General features: G+C 45.3%; 14 protein-coding genes and 1 pseudogene. 9 read left to right on the top strand and 6 right to left on the bottom strand.

Annotated elements, in window-relative coordinates:
- Positions 1-97 (top strand): annotated as a pseudogene (locus FTU01_RS01940) (IS1595 family transposase); the annotation flags it as partial.
- A 340-nt stretch (positions 98-437) separates the two neighbouring features.
- On the top strand, positions 438-986 hold the full coding sequence (locus FTU01_RS01945) for a DUF2726 domain-containing protein (protein ID WP_166136543.1): 549 nt from the start codon (positions 438-440) through the stop codon (positions 984-986).
- 80 nt (positions 987-1066) lie between these two features.
- Here the strand turns inward: FTU01_RS01945 and FTU01_RS01950 are convergent, their stop codons facing one another.
- The 5 genes from FTU01_RS01950 to mdtD all read right to left on the bottom strand — a co-directional run bounded on the left by FTU01_RS01950 (position 1067) and on the right by mdtD (position 6372).
- Positions 1067-1423, bottom strand: a complete 357-nt coding sequence (locus tag FTU01_RS01950) for a RidA family protein (protein WP_005233436.1) — start codon at positions 1421-1423, stop codon at positions 1067-1069.
- Between the two features lie 4 nt (positions 1424-1427).
- The gene (gene shiA / locus FTU01_RS01955; RefSeq protein ID WP_179992224.1) at positions 1428-2723 is read right to left on the bottom strand and encodes a shikimate transporter; all 1296 of its coding nucleotides are present in this window, start codon (positions 2721-2723) and stop codon (positions 1428-1430) included.
- A 222-nt stretch (positions 2724-2945) separates the two neighbouring features.
- On the bottom strand, positions 2946-4001 hold the full coding sequence (gene dinB, locus FTU01_RS01960; protein ID WP_180137990.1) for a DNA polymerase IV: 1056 nt from the start codon (positions 3999-4001) through the stop codon (positions 2946-2948).
- A 143-nt stretch (positions 4002-4144) separates the two neighbouring features.
- On the bottom strand, positions 4145-4930 hold the full coding sequence (locus FTU01_RS01965) for a GH25 family lysozyme (RefSeq protein ID WP_180131705.1): 786 nt from the start codon (positions 4928-4930) through the stop codon (positions 4145-4147).
- Between the two features lie 50 nt (positions 4931-4980).
- Positions 4981-6372, bottom strand: a complete 1392-nt coding sequence (gene mdtD, locus FTU01_RS01970; protein WP_179992221.1) for a multidrug transporter subunit MdtD — start codon at positions 6370-6372, stop codon at positions 4981-4983.
- A gap of 353 nt (positions 6373-6725) precedes the next feature.
- Here mdtD and FTU01_RS01975 point away from each other — a divergent pair, with 353 nt between their 5' ends.
- Positions 6726-7691, top strand: coding sequence for a hypothetical protein (locus FTU01_RS01975; RefSeq protein WP_159123941.1), 966 nt, complete (start codon positions 6726-6728; stop codon positions 7689-7691).
- A gap of 89 nt (positions 7692-7780) precedes the next feature.
- Here the strand turns inward: FTU01_RS01975 and FTU01_RS01980 are convergent, their stop codons facing one another.
- Positions 7781-8401 carry a TIGR00730 family Rossman fold protein gene (locus FTU01_RS01980; protein WP_034703864.1) on the bottom strand — a complete coding sequence of 207 codons (621 nt, stop codon included), beginning with the start codon at positions 8399-8401 and terminating at the stop codon, positions 7781-7783.
- A 323-nt stretch (positions 8402-8724) separates the two neighbouring features.
- Here FTU01_RS01980 and FTU01_RS01985 point away from each other — a divergent pair, with 323 nt between their 5' ends.
- The 6 genes from FTU01_RS01985 (at position 8725) to FTU01_RS02010 (ending at position 17212) form a co-directional block, all read left to right on the top strand.
- Complete coding sequence (locus FTU01_RS01985; RefSeq protein WP_159123942.1) at positions 8725-10305, top strand: TerC family protein; 1581 nt, start codon at positions 8725-8727, stop codon at positions 10303-10305.
- A gap of 75 nt (positions 10306-10380) precedes the next feature.
- Complete coding sequence (locus FTU01_RS01990) at positions 10381-10845, top strand: YchJ family protein (protein ID WP_034169795.1); 465 nt, start codon at positions 10381-10383, stop codon at positions 10843-10845.
- Between the two features lie 61 nt (positions 10846-10906).
- Positions 10907-11551, top strand: coding sequence for a trimeric intracellular cation channel family protein (locus FTU01_RS01995; RefSeq protein WP_034169794.1), 645 nt, complete (start codon positions 10907-10909; stop codon positions 11549-11551).
- Between the two features lie 131 nt (positions 11552-11682).
- Positions 11683-13002, top strand: a complete 1320-nt coding sequence (locus tag FTU01_RS02000; RefSeq protein ID WP_005233444.1) for an MFS transporter — start codon at positions 11683-11685, stop codon at positions 13000-13002.
- A 163-nt stretch (positions 13003-13165) separates the two neighbouring features.
- Positions 13166-15385, top strand: a complete 2220-nt coding sequence (gene parC, locus FTU01_RS02005) for a DNA topoisomerase IV subunit A (RefSeq protein WP_179992219.1) — start codon at positions 13166-13168, stop codon at positions 15383-15385.
- 150 nt (positions 15386-15535) lie between these two features.
- Positions 15536-17212 carry an AMP-binding protein gene (locus tag FTU01_RS02010; protein WP_180025469.1) on the top strand — a complete coding sequence of 559 codons (1677 nt, stop codon included), beginning with the start codon at positions 15536-15538 and terminating at the stop codon, positions 17210-17212.
- Positions 17213-17246 lie beyond the last annotated feature (34 nt).

A 17246-nucleotide genomic window follows, 5' to 3' on the forward strand; every position in this document is an offset into this window, starting at 1 on the left:
AAAAGAGTACTTTGATTATCATCTTAAAGAAACTGAATGGCGTTGGATGAGGGAACCTAATGAGTTAGCAACTGAGCTGTGGAACCTCATTAGGTAAAATTAAGTGTAAATCTGCTAGTCTAGAGCCTATTTTATTTTTAGTCGATTTGAATTTTTGAAAAATGATATAAAAATAACACTTTGTCGGAATTGTCTTACAGTTCAACCGATTTATATTGCGATCTATCAGGAGACTATTTTACAGTCGCGTATAAGGATTTAACCCTAATTTCTATTGAAATAGTAAAAAGCGGTTTTTAAGTAACTGGCAATCAAGTTTTGCTACGAATTGTATTGGTCTCTACACAGAATGGTAGCAGGGCAATTTTAAAAATAGTATGGGTTTATACTGGATAACAATAAAACAAGAATGATTATAAGAATGCAAGGATTGAGTCATGACCACCTATATGATTATAGGGAGTTTCTTGGTGTTCTGTGTCGTGCTCATGGCATGGAAGCAGCTAAGGAATAGCCCAAAACCACAAGACAGCGCCTTAAAACAGCGCGCTATTTTTAATCCAAATGAACAACTGACGTTTACACGCCTGAAAGAAGTATTGCCTGATTATATTGTACTGGCCCATGTTTCTTATGATGCACTACTTACTACCAAATTTGGTCGTACCCGGCACAAGTATCGTGATCTGATTGCAGATTTTGTGATTCTGGATCAGCAATATCAGATTGTTGCCATTGTAGCCGTCGATGATCCGGTGATTTTAAAACGTCCACAGCAGGCGCAATTTCAGGATGCCTTGTTGACTATGGCCGGTTATCGGGTCATTCGCTATGAAGATGTACCGGAATATTATCAGTTACGAGGAGATTTCCTGCGTGAGCAGGAGCATTCCAGTAAAGACCAGAGATTTACCGCTGTGAATGATCTCAAAAAATATCATCTCTATTCAGATCTGGAACGACGTAAAGTCAAAGCATTAAACTGATAGAACCTAAACGAAAAAAGTATGCCAAGTGCATACTTTTTTCTATTTTAGATGAGTAGCAATTAGGCCTGAATAGAAGTCTATTCAGGTTTGACGGCTACGACAGTCAGTTCCACTAACACGCGTGGATCATACAGTTTAGCTTCGACACAGGTGCGGGGTAGGGCTTGAATATCCGATACCCAGGCATCCCAGACTTCATTAAACGCTGCATAATCTTTTTCAATATCTTTGAGATAAATCGTCACAGACATGATCTGGCTTTTATCGGTACCGGCATCCGCCAGGAACTGGTCGATAATATCCAGTGTCTGCTGGGTTTGACCTTTGATATCCAGATCCAGGTCTGTCGCCAACTGACCGGCGAGATGAACCAGATTGCCGGCAATGGCGATCTCAGAAAAGCGTTGTGAAACATGCAAACGTTGAACAGACATCAGCTTAATCCTTGGTTTTTGGCATCAAGGCTGCGACTAATGCAGTCAATAGGCAGCCTATCGCAAGATAGATGGCTACATAATGCCATGAACCATCACCCCAAATCACTAAGGAGGCTGCAATCATTGGGGTAAAACCACCACCAATAATACTGGCGACCTGATAACCGACTCCGGCACCGCTATAGCGATATTCCGTACCAAATAGCGAGGTAAAAATCGGTTGATGCACGCTGACCACCATGTCATGCGCGACATTGGCCAGTAGAATGGCGCCAACAATAATCATCCAGGTATTTTGTGCATCCAGTGCCATAAAAAACGGAAAGGCAGACAGTGCACCGATCAGACCACCCCAGACGCACATGGTTTTATGCTGGATTTTATCCGATAGCCAGGCAAAGAAAGGAATACTGAAACAGCTGATCGCACCGACCATCAGGGTGATATTCAGGAAGAACTGTTTGTCCATGCCCAGATTATTGGTGGAATAGTTTAGGGCAAAGTTGGTGACCAGATACATGGTCAGCAGTTCGGTCAAACGTAAGGCAATAATATAAAAGAAAGCTTTAGGATGTTTGCTGATGGCCTGCAAGATTGGCAGTTTTTCTGGATGATGATCTGCCTTAATCACTTTCTCTACGAATTCTTGAGATTCATCCTGATCACGGCGAATCCACATCGCAATCCCGATCAGCACGATACTGGCAATAAACGGAATGCGCCAAGCCCATTCAGCAAAAGCCTCTTCACCCAGTGTGGCAATAATAACGGATACCGCACCCGTTGCCAGTACCAGACCTACGCCATAGCCGACCTGAACACCACTGCTATAAAAGGCTTTTTTGCCTTTAGGGGCATTTTCCACCGCCATCAGGGCAGCACCACCCCATTCACCACCGACTGCAAAGCCTTGAATGGCACGCAGGGTCACCAGTAAAACCGGTGCCCACCAGCCAATGGCTTCGAAATTAGGTAAAAAACCAATCCCGACGGTGGAAATCCCCATCAGGACCACAGTCAGAACCAGCATTTTCTTGCGGCCGAGCTTGTCGCCGAAATGACCAAATACCACACCGCCTAGAGGACGAAACAGGAAGCCTACCCCAAAGGTGGCTAAAGCCGCCAAGGTACCCATATTGGCACCAATGCTTGGGAAAAACTGGTCTTTAAAAATTAAGGCCGCAACAATGCCGTAAAGGAGAAAATCATACCAATCGACAACAGCACCAACAAAACTGGATAACGCCGCTTTACGCGCGCGTCGTTCTTGAATAACAGAAGAATTTACAGAGGACATGCAGGGAGGGATTCCATGAGATACATCAGAGTTGCCCTGTAATATTCGGATTTGATCGTCACGCCAATCACAGGACAGTATGCTGAAAGTAAAGGTGATTTTCAGCATCTCAGCACATACATGGATAATGCATTGCGCAGATAGAGTACTCCAAAAATTCAAAATGTAAAAACAAAGTTGCCGTATTTTTAAACTAACGTCTAATACTTGTACAAAATAGGCCTAAAGCAGCAGCAATTGCGTTTCTGTTTCACGTGCAGCGAGCTGATAGACGCCAAGCCCAATCAGCCGAAACTGCAGTTGAGGAGTAATATGCATCTCTTGAAGCAATAAGTATAAAGCCTGCTCCAGTTCTTGCGGGCTACGCAGCAGCTGGCTGAAGCTTTTACTATGCTGCATGGTCTGAAAATTTTTCATTCTCAGTTTTACAGTAACCCCGCGGGCAGAGAGCTGTTTTTTTTCCAGACTCTGCCAGAGCTGGGCAATTAATGGCTGCCAGTAAGGCTGGCATTGCGGTAAATACAGATCATCATCGAAAGTCGTTTCCTTGGAAATCTGTTGGCGTTCCCGTTCAGCTTCGACTGGCCGATCATCAATGCCTTGAGCATAGAGAAACAGGCGCCGTCCATATTTGCCAAAATGCTGAATCAGGATCGCTTCTTCAATCTGCTGTAAATCTCCCAAGGTTTCCAGATTCAGACTTTTTAGTTTTTCTTGGGTGACTTTGCCCACACCGGGAATTTTCTTCAGTGGAAGATCCTGAATAAAACGCTGTACTTGTGAAGGTTTGATAACACAGATTCCATTCGGCTTATGCCAGTCGGAGGCAATCTTGGCGAGAAATTTATTCGGGGCCACGCCGGCAGAAGCGGTTAGTCCAGTAGTTTGAAAAATATCTTCACGAATGCGCATTGCCACTTCAGTGGCACTTGGAATCTGCTGCAAATTTTCGGTGACATCCAGATAAGCTTCATCCAGAGACAACGGTTCGATGACCTTGGTATAAGTTTGAAATATTTGATGAATCTGACCAGAGACCTGACGGTATTTGGCAAAATCTGGTTCAATCACGATGACCTGAGGGCAGAGCTTACGTGCTTGAGTCATCGGCATGGCAGAGCGCAGTCCGAATTCGCGGGCCGGATAGGAGGCAGCCGCGACCACTGCCCGCGGATGATGCGAGGCAATCACCACAGGCAGAGCGTTCAGCTCCGGACGCTCACGCAGCTCGACTGAGGCGTAGAAGGCATCCATATCGATATGAATAATTTTGCGCATATCCAGTATCTTAAGTGGCTTTAGCTGGATTGGGAAGAGACCGGATTGACAAGTAAACAGGCTAAAGTATTATTCAAGACGAAGCATATCCTGTCTAAATAATTCAATATCCATTTCATGGTTGAATCAGGGAGAAATTAGGTTTATTTCTTGGCCGGAGGCTTGGGCTGATCCTGGGTGGGAATACTGTTCTGCTGTAAAAATTTGATCCAGTCCTGCTCTGAGCCATAAAACACGTTGAGATCCACAGTACGGGCAATGCCAGGAATTTCACCTTGACTGGTATGTTGCCAGAAGGTCCATTTAGGCTGACCCTTTAAATCTGGTAAACCTTGGTACTCACGTACCCAGAGCGGTACGTCAGTAAACTCTCCCGCCAGCACGATGTTATAAAAAGATTTCGACACATAGAAGATCGGCTGCTTGCCATAATGGTGTTTTAAGGCATCATGCATGATCCGGATTTCCTTGAGCATCTGCTCTTTGGAATAGTGATTGATGCATTTGCTGTCATATTCCAGATCCATTACGGGTGGCAGGGCATCCATTTTACGCGGAACAGACTCTATAAAATTCTGAGCCTGAATACTGCCATCACGGCAAAGCCGATAAAAATGATAAGCACCGACCAGAAAGCCCTGTTCGCGGGCCTGCAGCCAGTATTCCTGAAACTTGGTATCTTTAAAATCACCACCTTCTGTGGATTTTAAATAGACAAATTTATATTTCTGTTTTGGGATTTTCTTCCAGTCTATTTCTTTCTGATGATGGGAAACATCAAAACCATGAATCGGATAATCTGCTGCATGCGCTGAAGGCTGTTTGAAAACCAGCAGATAAAGCACAGTGGTTACCACAAGCGTAATCAGCAGCCCGACTGCAATCACTGAGTGTTTTTTCCAGTTGCTAGAAGTGGGAGCTGCTTTCATGTGCACGGTGGCCTAATCTAGAGATATTCATATCGAGTTTATATTCTGCCCTAGACTGGTGTGTTTTTGGGGATATGCCAGAAAATATAGGCAGCAATAATGTTAATACAGCCTAGACAGAGCAGCGAAACGTGGAAGGCATTATCCAGCTGCTCAGGGCCGAAGTAGGCACTAAACATATTCACTAGCGTACCTGCCAGTGCCACCCCGATACTCATTGACAGCATCATGATCATCGACAGAAAACTGTTACCACTGCTGGCATCCTGCTGGCTTAAATCTTTTAAAGTCAGCGTATTCATTGAGACAAATTGCAGCGAATTCAGAATCCCGAACACAAAGAAATGAATGGCTCTTAGCCAGATAGGGGTTTCCGCCGTAGTCAAGGCAAAACTGGCAATACATAGACCGACCAGCAAGGTGTTGATCAACAAGACTCTACGATAACCAAAACGTTGAATGATTTTGCGGATAATCGGTTTAGATGCTAAAGAACCGAGTACCGTTGGAATCATCAGTAAACCGGTAATAAAAGGTTCAAAACCAAAAGCGACCTGCAACATTAAAGGCAGCAAAAACGGAATCGAGTTGCCGCCGAGCCGGGCAAAGAAATTACCCAGAATACCAATCGAATAAATCTTATTTTTAAATAATTTACTGCGAAAAAGCGCATTCAGATGAGTATGTGAGTGATAGGCATAGATGAGTGAGGCAATCAGACCACTTCCGACCAGACTTAAGCTCCACCAGAGTGGATATTGTGGATTGGCAAAGTTTTCAATCCCTAGACACAAGCCGATCATTGCGATGACCAGTAGAATAAAACCGCCAAAATCAAAACGCTGTACCGTCGGTTCAGTGATATTCGGCATAGCTTTAAAGGTAATCAATGCACCCAGCAGACCAATCGGCAGATTGATCAGGAAAATCCAGTGCCAGGACAGGTATTCCACCATCCAGCCACCTAAGGTTGGACCGATTAAAGGACCCATTAGTCCTGCCAGACTCATCAGACTCATAGCGGATAGAAACTGGGTACGAGGAATAATTTTCAGCATGGCCAGTCGTCCGACTGGAAGCAGCAAAGCACCTCCAATGCCCTGAAATACCCGATAAACCAGTAGTTCATTCAGATTCTCAGACCAGGCACAGCCGAGTGAGGCCAGAGCAAAAATAATGATCGCTGCAAAATAGATATTCCGAACCCCAAAGCGATCTGCCAGCCAGCCACTTAAGGGAATGCAGGCTGCCACAGAAAGCACATAGGCCACCACCACACTATGCATCCGTAACGGATCTTCCTGCAGGTTACTGGCAATCGCAGGCAAGGCGGTATTGATAATCGTGGTATCCAGGCCTTGCATGAAAAAGCCAATCGATACCAGCAAGACCAGCAGTCTGAATTCAGGTTGTAGGGATTGATGCGTAGGAGTGACATTCATGGATTTAAAAAATCATCTATTTTGAATAGTTTAAAGAAATCTATGCAGCAGTGTGACTGAAATAAAAACGATTGTGAATAGGAGTCGTGTAGACAAAATGCTAATGAATTCACAGCCTGATTTCAGTTATTGAAGAGGAAAGGGTAAAAGATATATTTCTATACTGCGAACCTCTCAAATTGATACAGATTCATAAATATGTCATTTTTGGAACACTTCAAGCTTCTTTTTAAGGAGCAGGCTACAAAAAAATATGACGGAAATGTCATGAAAATGAAATAAAACCGTCATAATCTGGGGCAAACTTCCAGAACTGCTGTACTGGGAACTGTCTAGTAAAAGGTTTTGTACTTATGACCATCGAGATTCTGATGGTAGTTGGCTTCTGTCTGGCCGCCTATTCCATCGTGGGGAATGATGTTCCGCAAACATTAGGAACATTTATTTCATCGAACTCACATCGCCCATGGTGGGTACTCTGGATTTACATCAGTACTATTCTGGTTGTGGTGTTAATGTATGGCTGGTTTGCTTCTGGGGTAGGGGATGCCTCTTATGGACGTCTGGAAACCATTCCTTTCCCTGAAGATGGGGTCACCTGGCTATATGTGGTACCGCCTCTTTTACTGATCATTTTGACCAAATATGGCATTCCGGTCAGTACTACTTTCTTGGTGCTCACGATTTTCTCCCCGAGCAGTCTGGGTTCCATGCTGACCAAGTCAATGATGGGTTACGCCGTCGCTTTCTTTGTGGCGATTGTGATCTATCGTCTGGTCATGAAAAAACTCGCGGTCTATTTCAGTGAAACCCGTGATCAGCAACACTCCCCAATGTGGATGGCCTTGCAATGGCTATCTACGGCATTTCTGTGGAGCCAGTGGCTGATCCAGGATCTGGCTAATATCTTTGTTTATGTGCCGCGTCAGGTGCCGTTTGAGTTCCTGATCTTTGCCATTTCTGTCTTTGTCATCCTGCTGGGCATGATTCTTTACCAGCGTGGTGGAGCTATCCAGAATATTGTTGATACCAAGACCGGGGTGACGGATGTCCGTTCTGCTACGATTATCGACTTTATTTATGCATTGATTCTGCTGGTGTTCAAAGAGTGGAGTAACATCCCGATGAGTACCACTTGGGTATTCCTGGGGTTACTGGCCGGTCGTGAATTTGCGATTTCGATGCTGGTGACCGAAGTCAACAAGCACCGTACTTCACGGAATGTCAGCAAAGATGCCATGAAACTGATGTTTGGTCTAGCCATTAGTGTGTTTCTGGCGACGACTTTGCCTTGGTTCTATCACACGATTTCCGGTTAATGTCTTGGCATGTATAAATGAAAAAAGCGAGCATCAAGCTCGCTTTTTTATGGCTTTAAATCATTGCTATTTAAAGCAGACAAGAAAATTTAAACGACGAAACGTTGCGGAGCATCCAGATTCAGCAAGGTGGTATAAATCTGATCTGCATGTTCACAGATAATCAGTTTAGCCCGATGTTGGGGCGGCAAGAAGCCTTCCTGCACCGCAAGATCAAGCTGGGCAATCAGGGGATTATAAAAGCCATTGACGTTATACAGCATCATCGGTTTTTGATGCTGGTTCAGCTGACCCCAGGTCGCAATTTCCAGAATTTCTTCAAAGGTTCCCAATCCACCCGGCAAGGCGACAAAGGCACAGGCACGATCTGCCATCATGGCCTTACGCTGATGCATGCTGGTGACGATATGCAGTTCTGTGAGTTGAGGATGGGCAATCTCATAATCCAGCATAAATTCCGGAATCACGCCCACCGCTTCACCACCATGCTGAATCATGGTGTCTGCCACCTGGCCCATCAGACCAATACTGGCGCCGCCATAGACCAGACCAAAACCATGTTCGGCCAGACCTTGTGACAGTTGAATCGCTTTTTCCAGATAAATCGGTTTGTTGCCGGCACGAGAGCCACAATATAAAGCTACTAGCGGGCGTGTTGTTTTTGGGGAGTTATCATTAAAATAATCGGTCATTTCCATTACACTTTGCATTTATTTTTTTCACCTTATCATTTTTTTATCTACTTACTATAACTTAGTTAACAAATATGACAATTCCATGAGCAGACCTCATTTTAGGACAAAATCTTTCATTCAAATTCATCCATAATCCCGGATGAAAACAGGTGAATTTCATGCTGTTCTTGATATACTGAAAGTCTGTCTTACTACAATAGAACTCACATGGGTAGTCGAAGTTGGCGCTTTAATTCAGTAAAACGTCACATTATCAAGTCTTTAATTCAAGTCGGGTATCAACCTGTATCTCATCATGCAAATACTTGCTTTTCTCCTCGGTTAGAGGAGCAGATGCAATGATTTTTGAATGGATGTCAGATCCCTCTGCCTGGATTGGCTTACTCACACTGATTGTTCTTGAAATTGTACTCGGGATCGATAACCTGGTCTTTATTGCAATTCTGGCGGAAAAGCTTCCACCCGAACAGCGTAATGCAGCGCGTATTACCGGTCTGGGCTTGGCGCTGTTAATGCGACTGGTGTTGCTGGCATCGATTGCCTGGGTCGTAACGCTTACTGAACCGCTATTCCATATCTTTGAGCATCCATTTTCAGGACGCGACCTGATCTTATTATTCGGTGGTGTATTCCTGCTGTTTAAAGGCACTATGGAGCTGCATGAGCGTCTGGAAGCCAAACCTGTGACCAAGGAAGAAAATCCGGTTCAGGCGGTGTTCTGGATGGTGATTGTGCAGATCGTGGTACTGGACGCCGTGTTCTCGCTCGACAGCGTGATTACTGCGGTTGGTATGGTCAAAGATCTGTCTGTGATGATGATCGCCGTGATTATTGCGGTCGGTATCATGTTGTGGGCCTCTAAAGCCCTCATGGATTTCGTCAACAAGCACCCGACAGTAGTGATTCTCTGTCTGGGCTTCCTGATGATGATTGGTTTCTCGCTGGTGGTTGAAGGCTTCGGTTTCCATATTCCAAAAGGCTATCTGTATGCCGCGATTGGTTTCTCGGTGATTGTCGAGTTCATTAACCAGACCATGAAACGCAATCAGGAAAAAATGGTGACGACAACTGATATGCGTTACCGTACTGCGTCTGCCGTAATGCGTATGCTGGGCGGTAAACCGGCTCAGGACAATGATTCTTCTGAACCGGAAGATGTACTGGCGACTCGTGCCTTTGCTGATGAAGTCTTTGATGACGACGAAAGTGGAGTCTACCATAGCGTTATGGTGCAGGGCGTACTTGGCCTGTCAGAACGTCCGGTGAAATCGGTGATGACACCGCGTCCTGAACTGGAATGGATTGATCTGGAAAATGATCATGCCAGTATCAAAGAGCAGTTATTGCATATGAGCCATTCACGCCTGATTGTGGCGCGTGGTGAACTGGACAATATTGCTGGGGTCGTGCTAACCCATAAAGTCCTGAATGAATACATCGAAACAGGTATTCTGGACTTCGAAAAACATCTGCGTGAACCTGTGATTGTGCATGAAAATGCTCAGGTCTTGATGGTCATGGATCAGCTACGTCAGGCACCGCTACAAATGGCACTGGTATTGAACGAATATGGTTCCATTGAAGGGGTGGCGACACCGATTGATGTGCTGGAAGCCATTGCCGGTGAATTCCCGGATGAAGACCAGTTGGAAGCAGCCGTAGAGAGTCTAGAAGATGGCAGCCTGATTCTGGATGGTTCAACTGATATTCGCCATGTGTCACTGCTTCTGGATCGCGATCTGGTCAATGAAACGGAAGAATATTCGACATTGTCGGGTTATATTCTGTTCCATCTGGGGCGCTTGCCAGAAAATGGCGAAAAGCTCGAAGCAGATGATTATATCTTTGAGGTGGTCACGATGGACGGCCACAAGATTGATAAGGTGCATATCATTGCCCCAGCGAACCGGAAAGACTAGTTCAGCGCCCGAAGGACGAAGCTAAAAGTTTGCTAAAATAGCCCGCACTGTCGGGCTATTTTTTATGGAATTGAGATGTCAGAAGCATGTCCATGTGGACGAGGTGAATACGCAAGCTGTTGCCAGCCACTACATCAGGGCCAGCAATTGGCTCAAAACGCCGAGCAATTAATGCGCTCGCGGTATAGTGCCTTTGCCAAGCATGAAATTGATTATATCCAGCAGACTACTGCCCGTGGACAGCAGCAGGCTTTGGACATGCCAGCCATTGCTGAATGGAGTAGAACCAATCAATGGCTGAAGTTGGAAATCGTGCAGGCGAATGAAAAACTGGACAAGACCCATGCGCTGGTCGAGTTCAAAGCACATTATCACGATGGCAAGCAGGCCCAGATTCATCATGAAATTTCACATTTTGTAAAGTTCGAGAATCGCTGGTACTTTCTAGATCCAACGACAGATCAACAGTTTACAATGAAACAGCCGTGCATCTGTGGCTCCGGGAAAAAATTTAAGCAATGTTGTGCGCATTTTTTATAATTTTCACATAGATTTAGCTTAGAATAGCCGCTATCTCATAGCCTCAGGTGGAAGCAGGGCGATGTTACTGACCGTCATCTATATTATTGCAATTACCGCTGAAGCCATGACCGGAGCCTTGTCTGCCGGTCGGCGTAGTATGGACTGGTTTGGGGTCACGATTATTGCCTGTGTTACGGCGCTCGGTGGTGGTTCGGTACGTGATGTACTACTTGGCCATTATCCTTTGACCTGGGTCAAACACCCGGAATATCTGGTGCTGACTTGCTGTGCCGCCTTTGTCACCATCCTGATTGCCAAATGGATGCGCCATTTACGCAATATCTTCCTGGTACTGGATGCCTTGGGCCTCATCGGCTTTACTATCATTGGCTGCCAGATTGCGCTAGAGATGGGGCACGGCTTTGTAGTCAGTGCGGTTGCTGGGGTTCTGACCGGAGTGTCGGGCGGTATTTTACGTGACATTTTATGTAATGATGTGCCTTTAGTCTTCCGCCGTGAACTGTATGCCAGTATTTCCTTTGTTGCAGTCATCTTCTATTGGCTCTGCAGCAATTTCGGTCTGTCACTCGAACTGACCATTATTTCCACCCTGATTTTTGGCTTTAGTTTGCGTTTGATTGCGATCTATTTCGGTCTGGAAATGCCGAAGTTTATCTATAAGGATGATGACGAACAGTCCGCTTCATCCAAAGACGAATCTTGATATGAATTATGGTAACTGCGGGAGGGAAAACTTCCCGCAGGCGTACGTATTCGTAGTATAAAAAAATAAAAAATCAAACCTCCTGTTGGGACAGCAGCACCTCCCGTTTCACCTGATCAGAGATTTTTGTTATGGATTTAGTTTCTCGGATACAGCGCTTGCCGATCGGCAAGTTCCACTACACTCTTTTATGGGTGATTGGTCTTGGCTGGATGTTTGATGCCATGGATACAGGATTGATTTCCTTTATTCTGGCGAAAATGGCTGAAGACTGGCAGATGACCGCTGACCAGAAAAGCTGGGTGGTTTCGATCGGTTTTATCGGTATGGCGATCGGGGCAATTTTCTCAGGTGGACTGGCAGATCGCTGGGGACGTAAAACGGTATTTGCCAGTACGCTGGTGGTTTATAGTCTGGCAACCGCTGCCTGTGCCTTTGCACCTAATCTGACTTGGTTACTGGTATTCCGTTTTATTGTCGGTCTGGGATTAGGGGGTCAGTTGCCGGTTGCGGTGACACTGGTCAGTGAATATATCCCGGCACGGGTGCGTGGTCGTTTCATTGTGCTGCTGGAAAGTTTCTGGGGCTTGGGCTGGCTGGTGGCTGCACTGGTGTCACGTTTTGTGATTCCTGATTTTGGCTGGCAAGCTGCATTCATGATTGGCGGGATACCGGCACTGTATGCCATCGTAATCTGGAAACTGGTGCCTGAGTCGGTACCGTATCTGATCAATCGTGGCCGGGTAGATGAAGCACAGGCTCTGGTTAAAAAGATTGAGCGCAAATGCGGCGTCGAAGTCATGGAAATCTTTGAAGTTAAACCTGTGGCTGCCAAGCAGAATATCTCGTTTACCCAGCTCTGGAGTGGTATTTTTGCCCGCCGAACCTTGATGCTGTGGCTGATCTGGTTTGGAATCGTTTTCTCCTACTATGGTATTTTTACCTGGTTACCAAGCCTTCTGGTCAAGGAAGGCTATACCATCGTGCAGTCTTTTGAATATGTCTTGGTCATGATTCTGGCGCAATTGCCGGGTTATATTGCGGCAGCATGGCTAGTCGAAAAACTCGGTCGTAAGGCAACTTTAGCTGGCTTTATCGGTATGTGTGCGATTTCAGCCTATTTCTTTGGTCAGTCCGGTAGTGTCACTGAAATTGTGATCTGGGGCTGTCTGATGTCCTTCTTTAATCTGGGAGCATGGGGTGTTCTCTATACTTATACGCCAGAACAGTATCCAACCAATATCCGTGCTTTTGGTTCAGGCTGGGCCGGTGCAATTGGTCGTATTGGCGGGATTGCTGCACCTTTTGCCGTAACGCATTTGATGGGGATGCCAAACGGTTTCAGTTATGTCTTTACCATGTTTACTGCGGTGCTGATTGCAGTGGCTGTGGTCATTTTAGTCCTGGGTGAAGAGACCAAAGGCAAGACGCTAGAATCCATGGGTTTATAAGGTTGGTGATTTTTTAGTTGCTCAGCTGCTATAAAGTGGATATTTTTAGCCCATAAGACACGATTTGTCGCGCTGTGTAGTTTACTGCCCTTGTGCAGCACACAGCCGCGACTTAGCATAAGAAACATTGATACAAAAACGAATTTTAGGATTATAGGTTGTTATGACAAGCCTTGCGCATCATGCGACAGAAAACCGTTCCGTAGCCGAATTTACCGAACAAGCTTATTTAAATTATGCCATGTACGTGATTATGGATCGTGCATTGCCACATATTAGTGACGGTTTGAAACCGGTACAGCGCCGTATTGTCTATGCCATGAGTGAGCTGGGTCTGAAATGGACCAGTAAACCGAAAAAATCGGCGCGTACTGTCGGGGATGTACTGGGTAAATACCATCCACATGGTGACTCGGCCTGTTATGAAGCCATGGTCCTGATGGCACAACCATTCAGTTATCGCTATCCGTTTATTGAAGGACAGGGCAACTGGGGTTCACCTGATGATCCGAAGTCTTTCGCGGCGATGCGTTATACCGAAGCCAAACTGTCGCAATATAGCGAACTGCTTTTATCCGAACTAGGACAAGGCACCTGTGACTGGCAGGATAACTTTGATGGTTCGATGAAAGAACCGATTAACTTGCCGGCACGTGTTCCCAATATCCTGCTAAATGGTACCACCGGAATTGCTGTAGGGATGGCGACCGATATTCCGCCTCACAACTTGCGCGAAGTGGTGAAAGGTACTATCGCCCTGATCCGTAATCCGAACCTGACCGATGCCAAAATGGCAGAATACATTCCGGGACCGGATTTACCGACCAAAGCGGAAATCATTACGCCACCATCAGAGCTGCTTAAAATCCAGACGACAGGTCGTGGCAGCTATCGCATGCGTGCGGTATACACTATTGATAAAAATGAAATTGTGATTACCGAATTGCCATATCAGGTATCCGGTTCAAAAATTATCAGTCAGATCGCGGACCAGATGCAGGCGAAAAAGCTGCCATTGGTCACTGATGTTCGTGATGAATCTGACCATGAAAATCCAACACGTTTAGTGGTGGTATTGCGTTCGAACCGTATTGATGCTGAAGCGGTAATGAGCCATCTGTTCGCGACTACAGATCTGGAATCCAGCTATCGTGTCAATATGAACATGATTGGCGCGGATGGCCGTCCACAGGTGAAATCGATTCGTCGTATTCTGCTGGAATGGATCGAAATCCGTAAAACTACAGTCACTCGCCGTCTGCAATATCATCTGAATAAGATCGAAAAACGCCTGCATATTCTCGGCGGTTTGATCATTGCCTACCTGAATATTGATGAAGTGATTCGGATTATTCGTGAGGAAGATCAGCCTAAACCAGTGTTGATGGAACGTTTTGGTATTGATGAGATTCAGGCCGAAGCCATTTTAGAACTCAAGCTACGTCATCTGGCCAAGCTTGAAGAAATGGAACTGCGCCGCGAACAGGAAGAGCTGGAAGCTAAAGCTGCCGTGATTCGTGAACAGCTGGCGAATCCTGAGTCTTTAAAAACTTTGATCATCAATGAACTAAAAGAAGATGCCAAGAAATTTGGGGATGATCGTCGTTCTCCAATCGTGCAACGTGCCGAAGCCGCTGCTATTGATGAAACTGAAATGCTGCCAGCGGATCCTGTAACGGTAGTATTGTCTGAAGCGGGCTGGATTCGCTGTGCTAAAGGGCATGAAGTGGATGCTGAAAATCTGAATTTCCGTGCGGGCGATCAGTATCTCAGTCATGCCCAAGGTAAGTCTAATCAACGCGTCTATGTATTAGATGATAGTGGCCGTAGCTATGGCTTGCCAATCAATAGCCTGCCATCGGCACGAGGACTCGGTGAACCGTTGAGTTCAAAACTTTCTCCGGCAAGTGGAGTTGGTTTCAAGCAGGTATTGGTGGCTGAAGATGATGCAGAAATCCTGGCAGTCAGCAGCAAAGGTTATGGATTTAAAACCCAAGCCAAGCAGTTGGATACCAATGCCAAAGCTGGTAAGGCTTTCCTGAATCTATCTGAAGGTGCACAGGTCATGAACCTGCAACCGCTGGAAGATGCAACTCATGTTGCACTACTCAGTTCAGCTGGTCGTCTGCTGATTGTTGATCTGTCGGAATTACCTGTATTGAATAAAGGTAAAGGTAATAAATTGATACAACTTGAAGATAAAGATCAAATTTTATCCATGACAATATTAAAACTTGATGAAATAATTCAAGTGCTTGCAGGACAGCAACAATTAAAACTTAAAGGGGATGACCTGCAAAAATATATTGGGAAACGAGGCTCTAAAGGAACCCTGTTACCACGTGGATATCAAAAAGCAAATAAACTGTTGATTCAAAGATAATACTAGCATCCATGAATCGAAATACGTTATATATGAGTAACGATTCGACAAATGGATGCAATGTTGCACATATACAAGTCTAAAAAATGACGTGCAGCATTGAAAAAAACAGTTGAACTACTAAGGATTATGATTGGAGAGATTGGCATTATGGAAAAAATTTGGTTCGCTGAATACCAAAAAACAGGGATTCCAGAAACTGTAGAATTACCAGCAGAAAATACATCTCTGGTTGATATTTTTGAACGCAATTTCCAAAAATTTGGCTCACGTGATGCCTTTATCTTTATGGATAAGACTTTAACGTTCAATGAGTTGGAAGAAGCTAGTCGTAAATTCGCAGCATATTTACAAAGTTTGGGTCTGGCAAAAGGCACACGTGTTGCCGTAATGATGCCAAACGTTCTTCAGTATCCGGTCGTAGCATTGGGGGTGTTCCGCGCTGGTTTAGTACTGGTGAATGTAAATCCACTGTATACATCACGTGAGCTTGAGCATCAGTTAAAAGATTCTGGTGCTGAAGTTCTCGTCATTATTGAGAACTTTGCCAGCGTTTATCAGTCAATTATTGGCAAAACGCCTGTGAAGCACGTCGTGGTTGCTTCTGTGGGTGACATGCTGGGTGCTTTAAAAGGTACTTTGGTGAACTTTGTATTGCGTTCAGTACGTAAGCAGATTCCGGCATGGGATATTCCAGGCCACATCAAGTTCAATGCAGCCCTGAATAAAGTTAACCCAAGCAACTATAAACGCCCTGAATTGACTTTAAGTGATACTGCTGTACTTCAGTACACAGGTGGTACTACTGGTGTTTCTAAAGGTGCTGAACTGACCCATCGTAACTTGGTTGCTAACCTGTTGCAGTGTGACGGTATCTTCCAGAGCAAATTCGGTGCGCAAGATGGCCAGCCAGATGACCGTATTTTCTGTGCTTTACCGCTTTATCACATCTTTGCTTTCATGGTCTGTGCACTTTACGGCATGTATAAAGGTCAGGCGAACGTTCTGATTCCTAACCCGCGTGACCTGCCTGCGGTGATGAAAGAATTACGTAAATACCAGCCAACATTCTTCCCTGCTGTGAACACGCTGTTTAATGCGCTTGTAAACAACGAAGAGTTCAAGCAACTGGATCATAGCCGTTTAAAAATGGCGATGGGCGGTGGTATGGCTGTTCTGCCTTCTACTGCAGAAGCCTGGAAGAAAATTACTGGCACTAACATCATTGAAGGTTATGGCCTGTCTGAAACTTCTCCAGTAGCAACTGCGAACCCACCGGCATCTGAAGCATTTAGCGGTACGATTGGTATTCCGTTACCTTTGACTGAAGTTGCAATTCTGGATGATGACGGTAATGAAGTTGCACTCGGTGAGCAGGGTGAAATCTCAATCCGTGGTCCACAGGTGATGAAAGGCTATTGGAACCGTCCGGATGAAACCGATAAAGTGATGGTAAATGGCTTCTTCCGTACCGGTGATATCGGTGTTATGGATTCACGTGGTTACATCAAAATCGTTGACCGTAAGAAAGACATGATTCTGGTCTCTGGCTTCAACGTTTATCCTTCTGAAATTGAAGAAGTCGTTGCAAAACATCCAAAAGTACTGGAAGTGGCTGCAATTGGTGTACCAGATGAAAAATCAGGTGAAGTGCCAAAACTGTTTGTGGTGAAGAAAGACCCTTCATTGACGACTGAAGAAGTTCTGGCATTTGCAAAAGAAAATCTGACCGGTTATAAACGCCCACGTTATGTTGAATTTATGGATGAATTACCAAAATCTAACGTAGGCAAAATCCTGCGTAAAGATCTACGTAAGACTGCATAAATCCTGCAATAAAAAAAGCGCCTGAGGGCGCTTT

Origin of the sequence: Acinetobacter sp. YH12043 (genome assembly GCF_013419915.1) — a bacterium.
In the GTDB taxonomy this organism is placed as follows: domain Bacteria; phylum Pseudomonadota; class Gammaproteobacteria; order Pseudomonadales; family Moraxellaceae; genus Acinetobacter.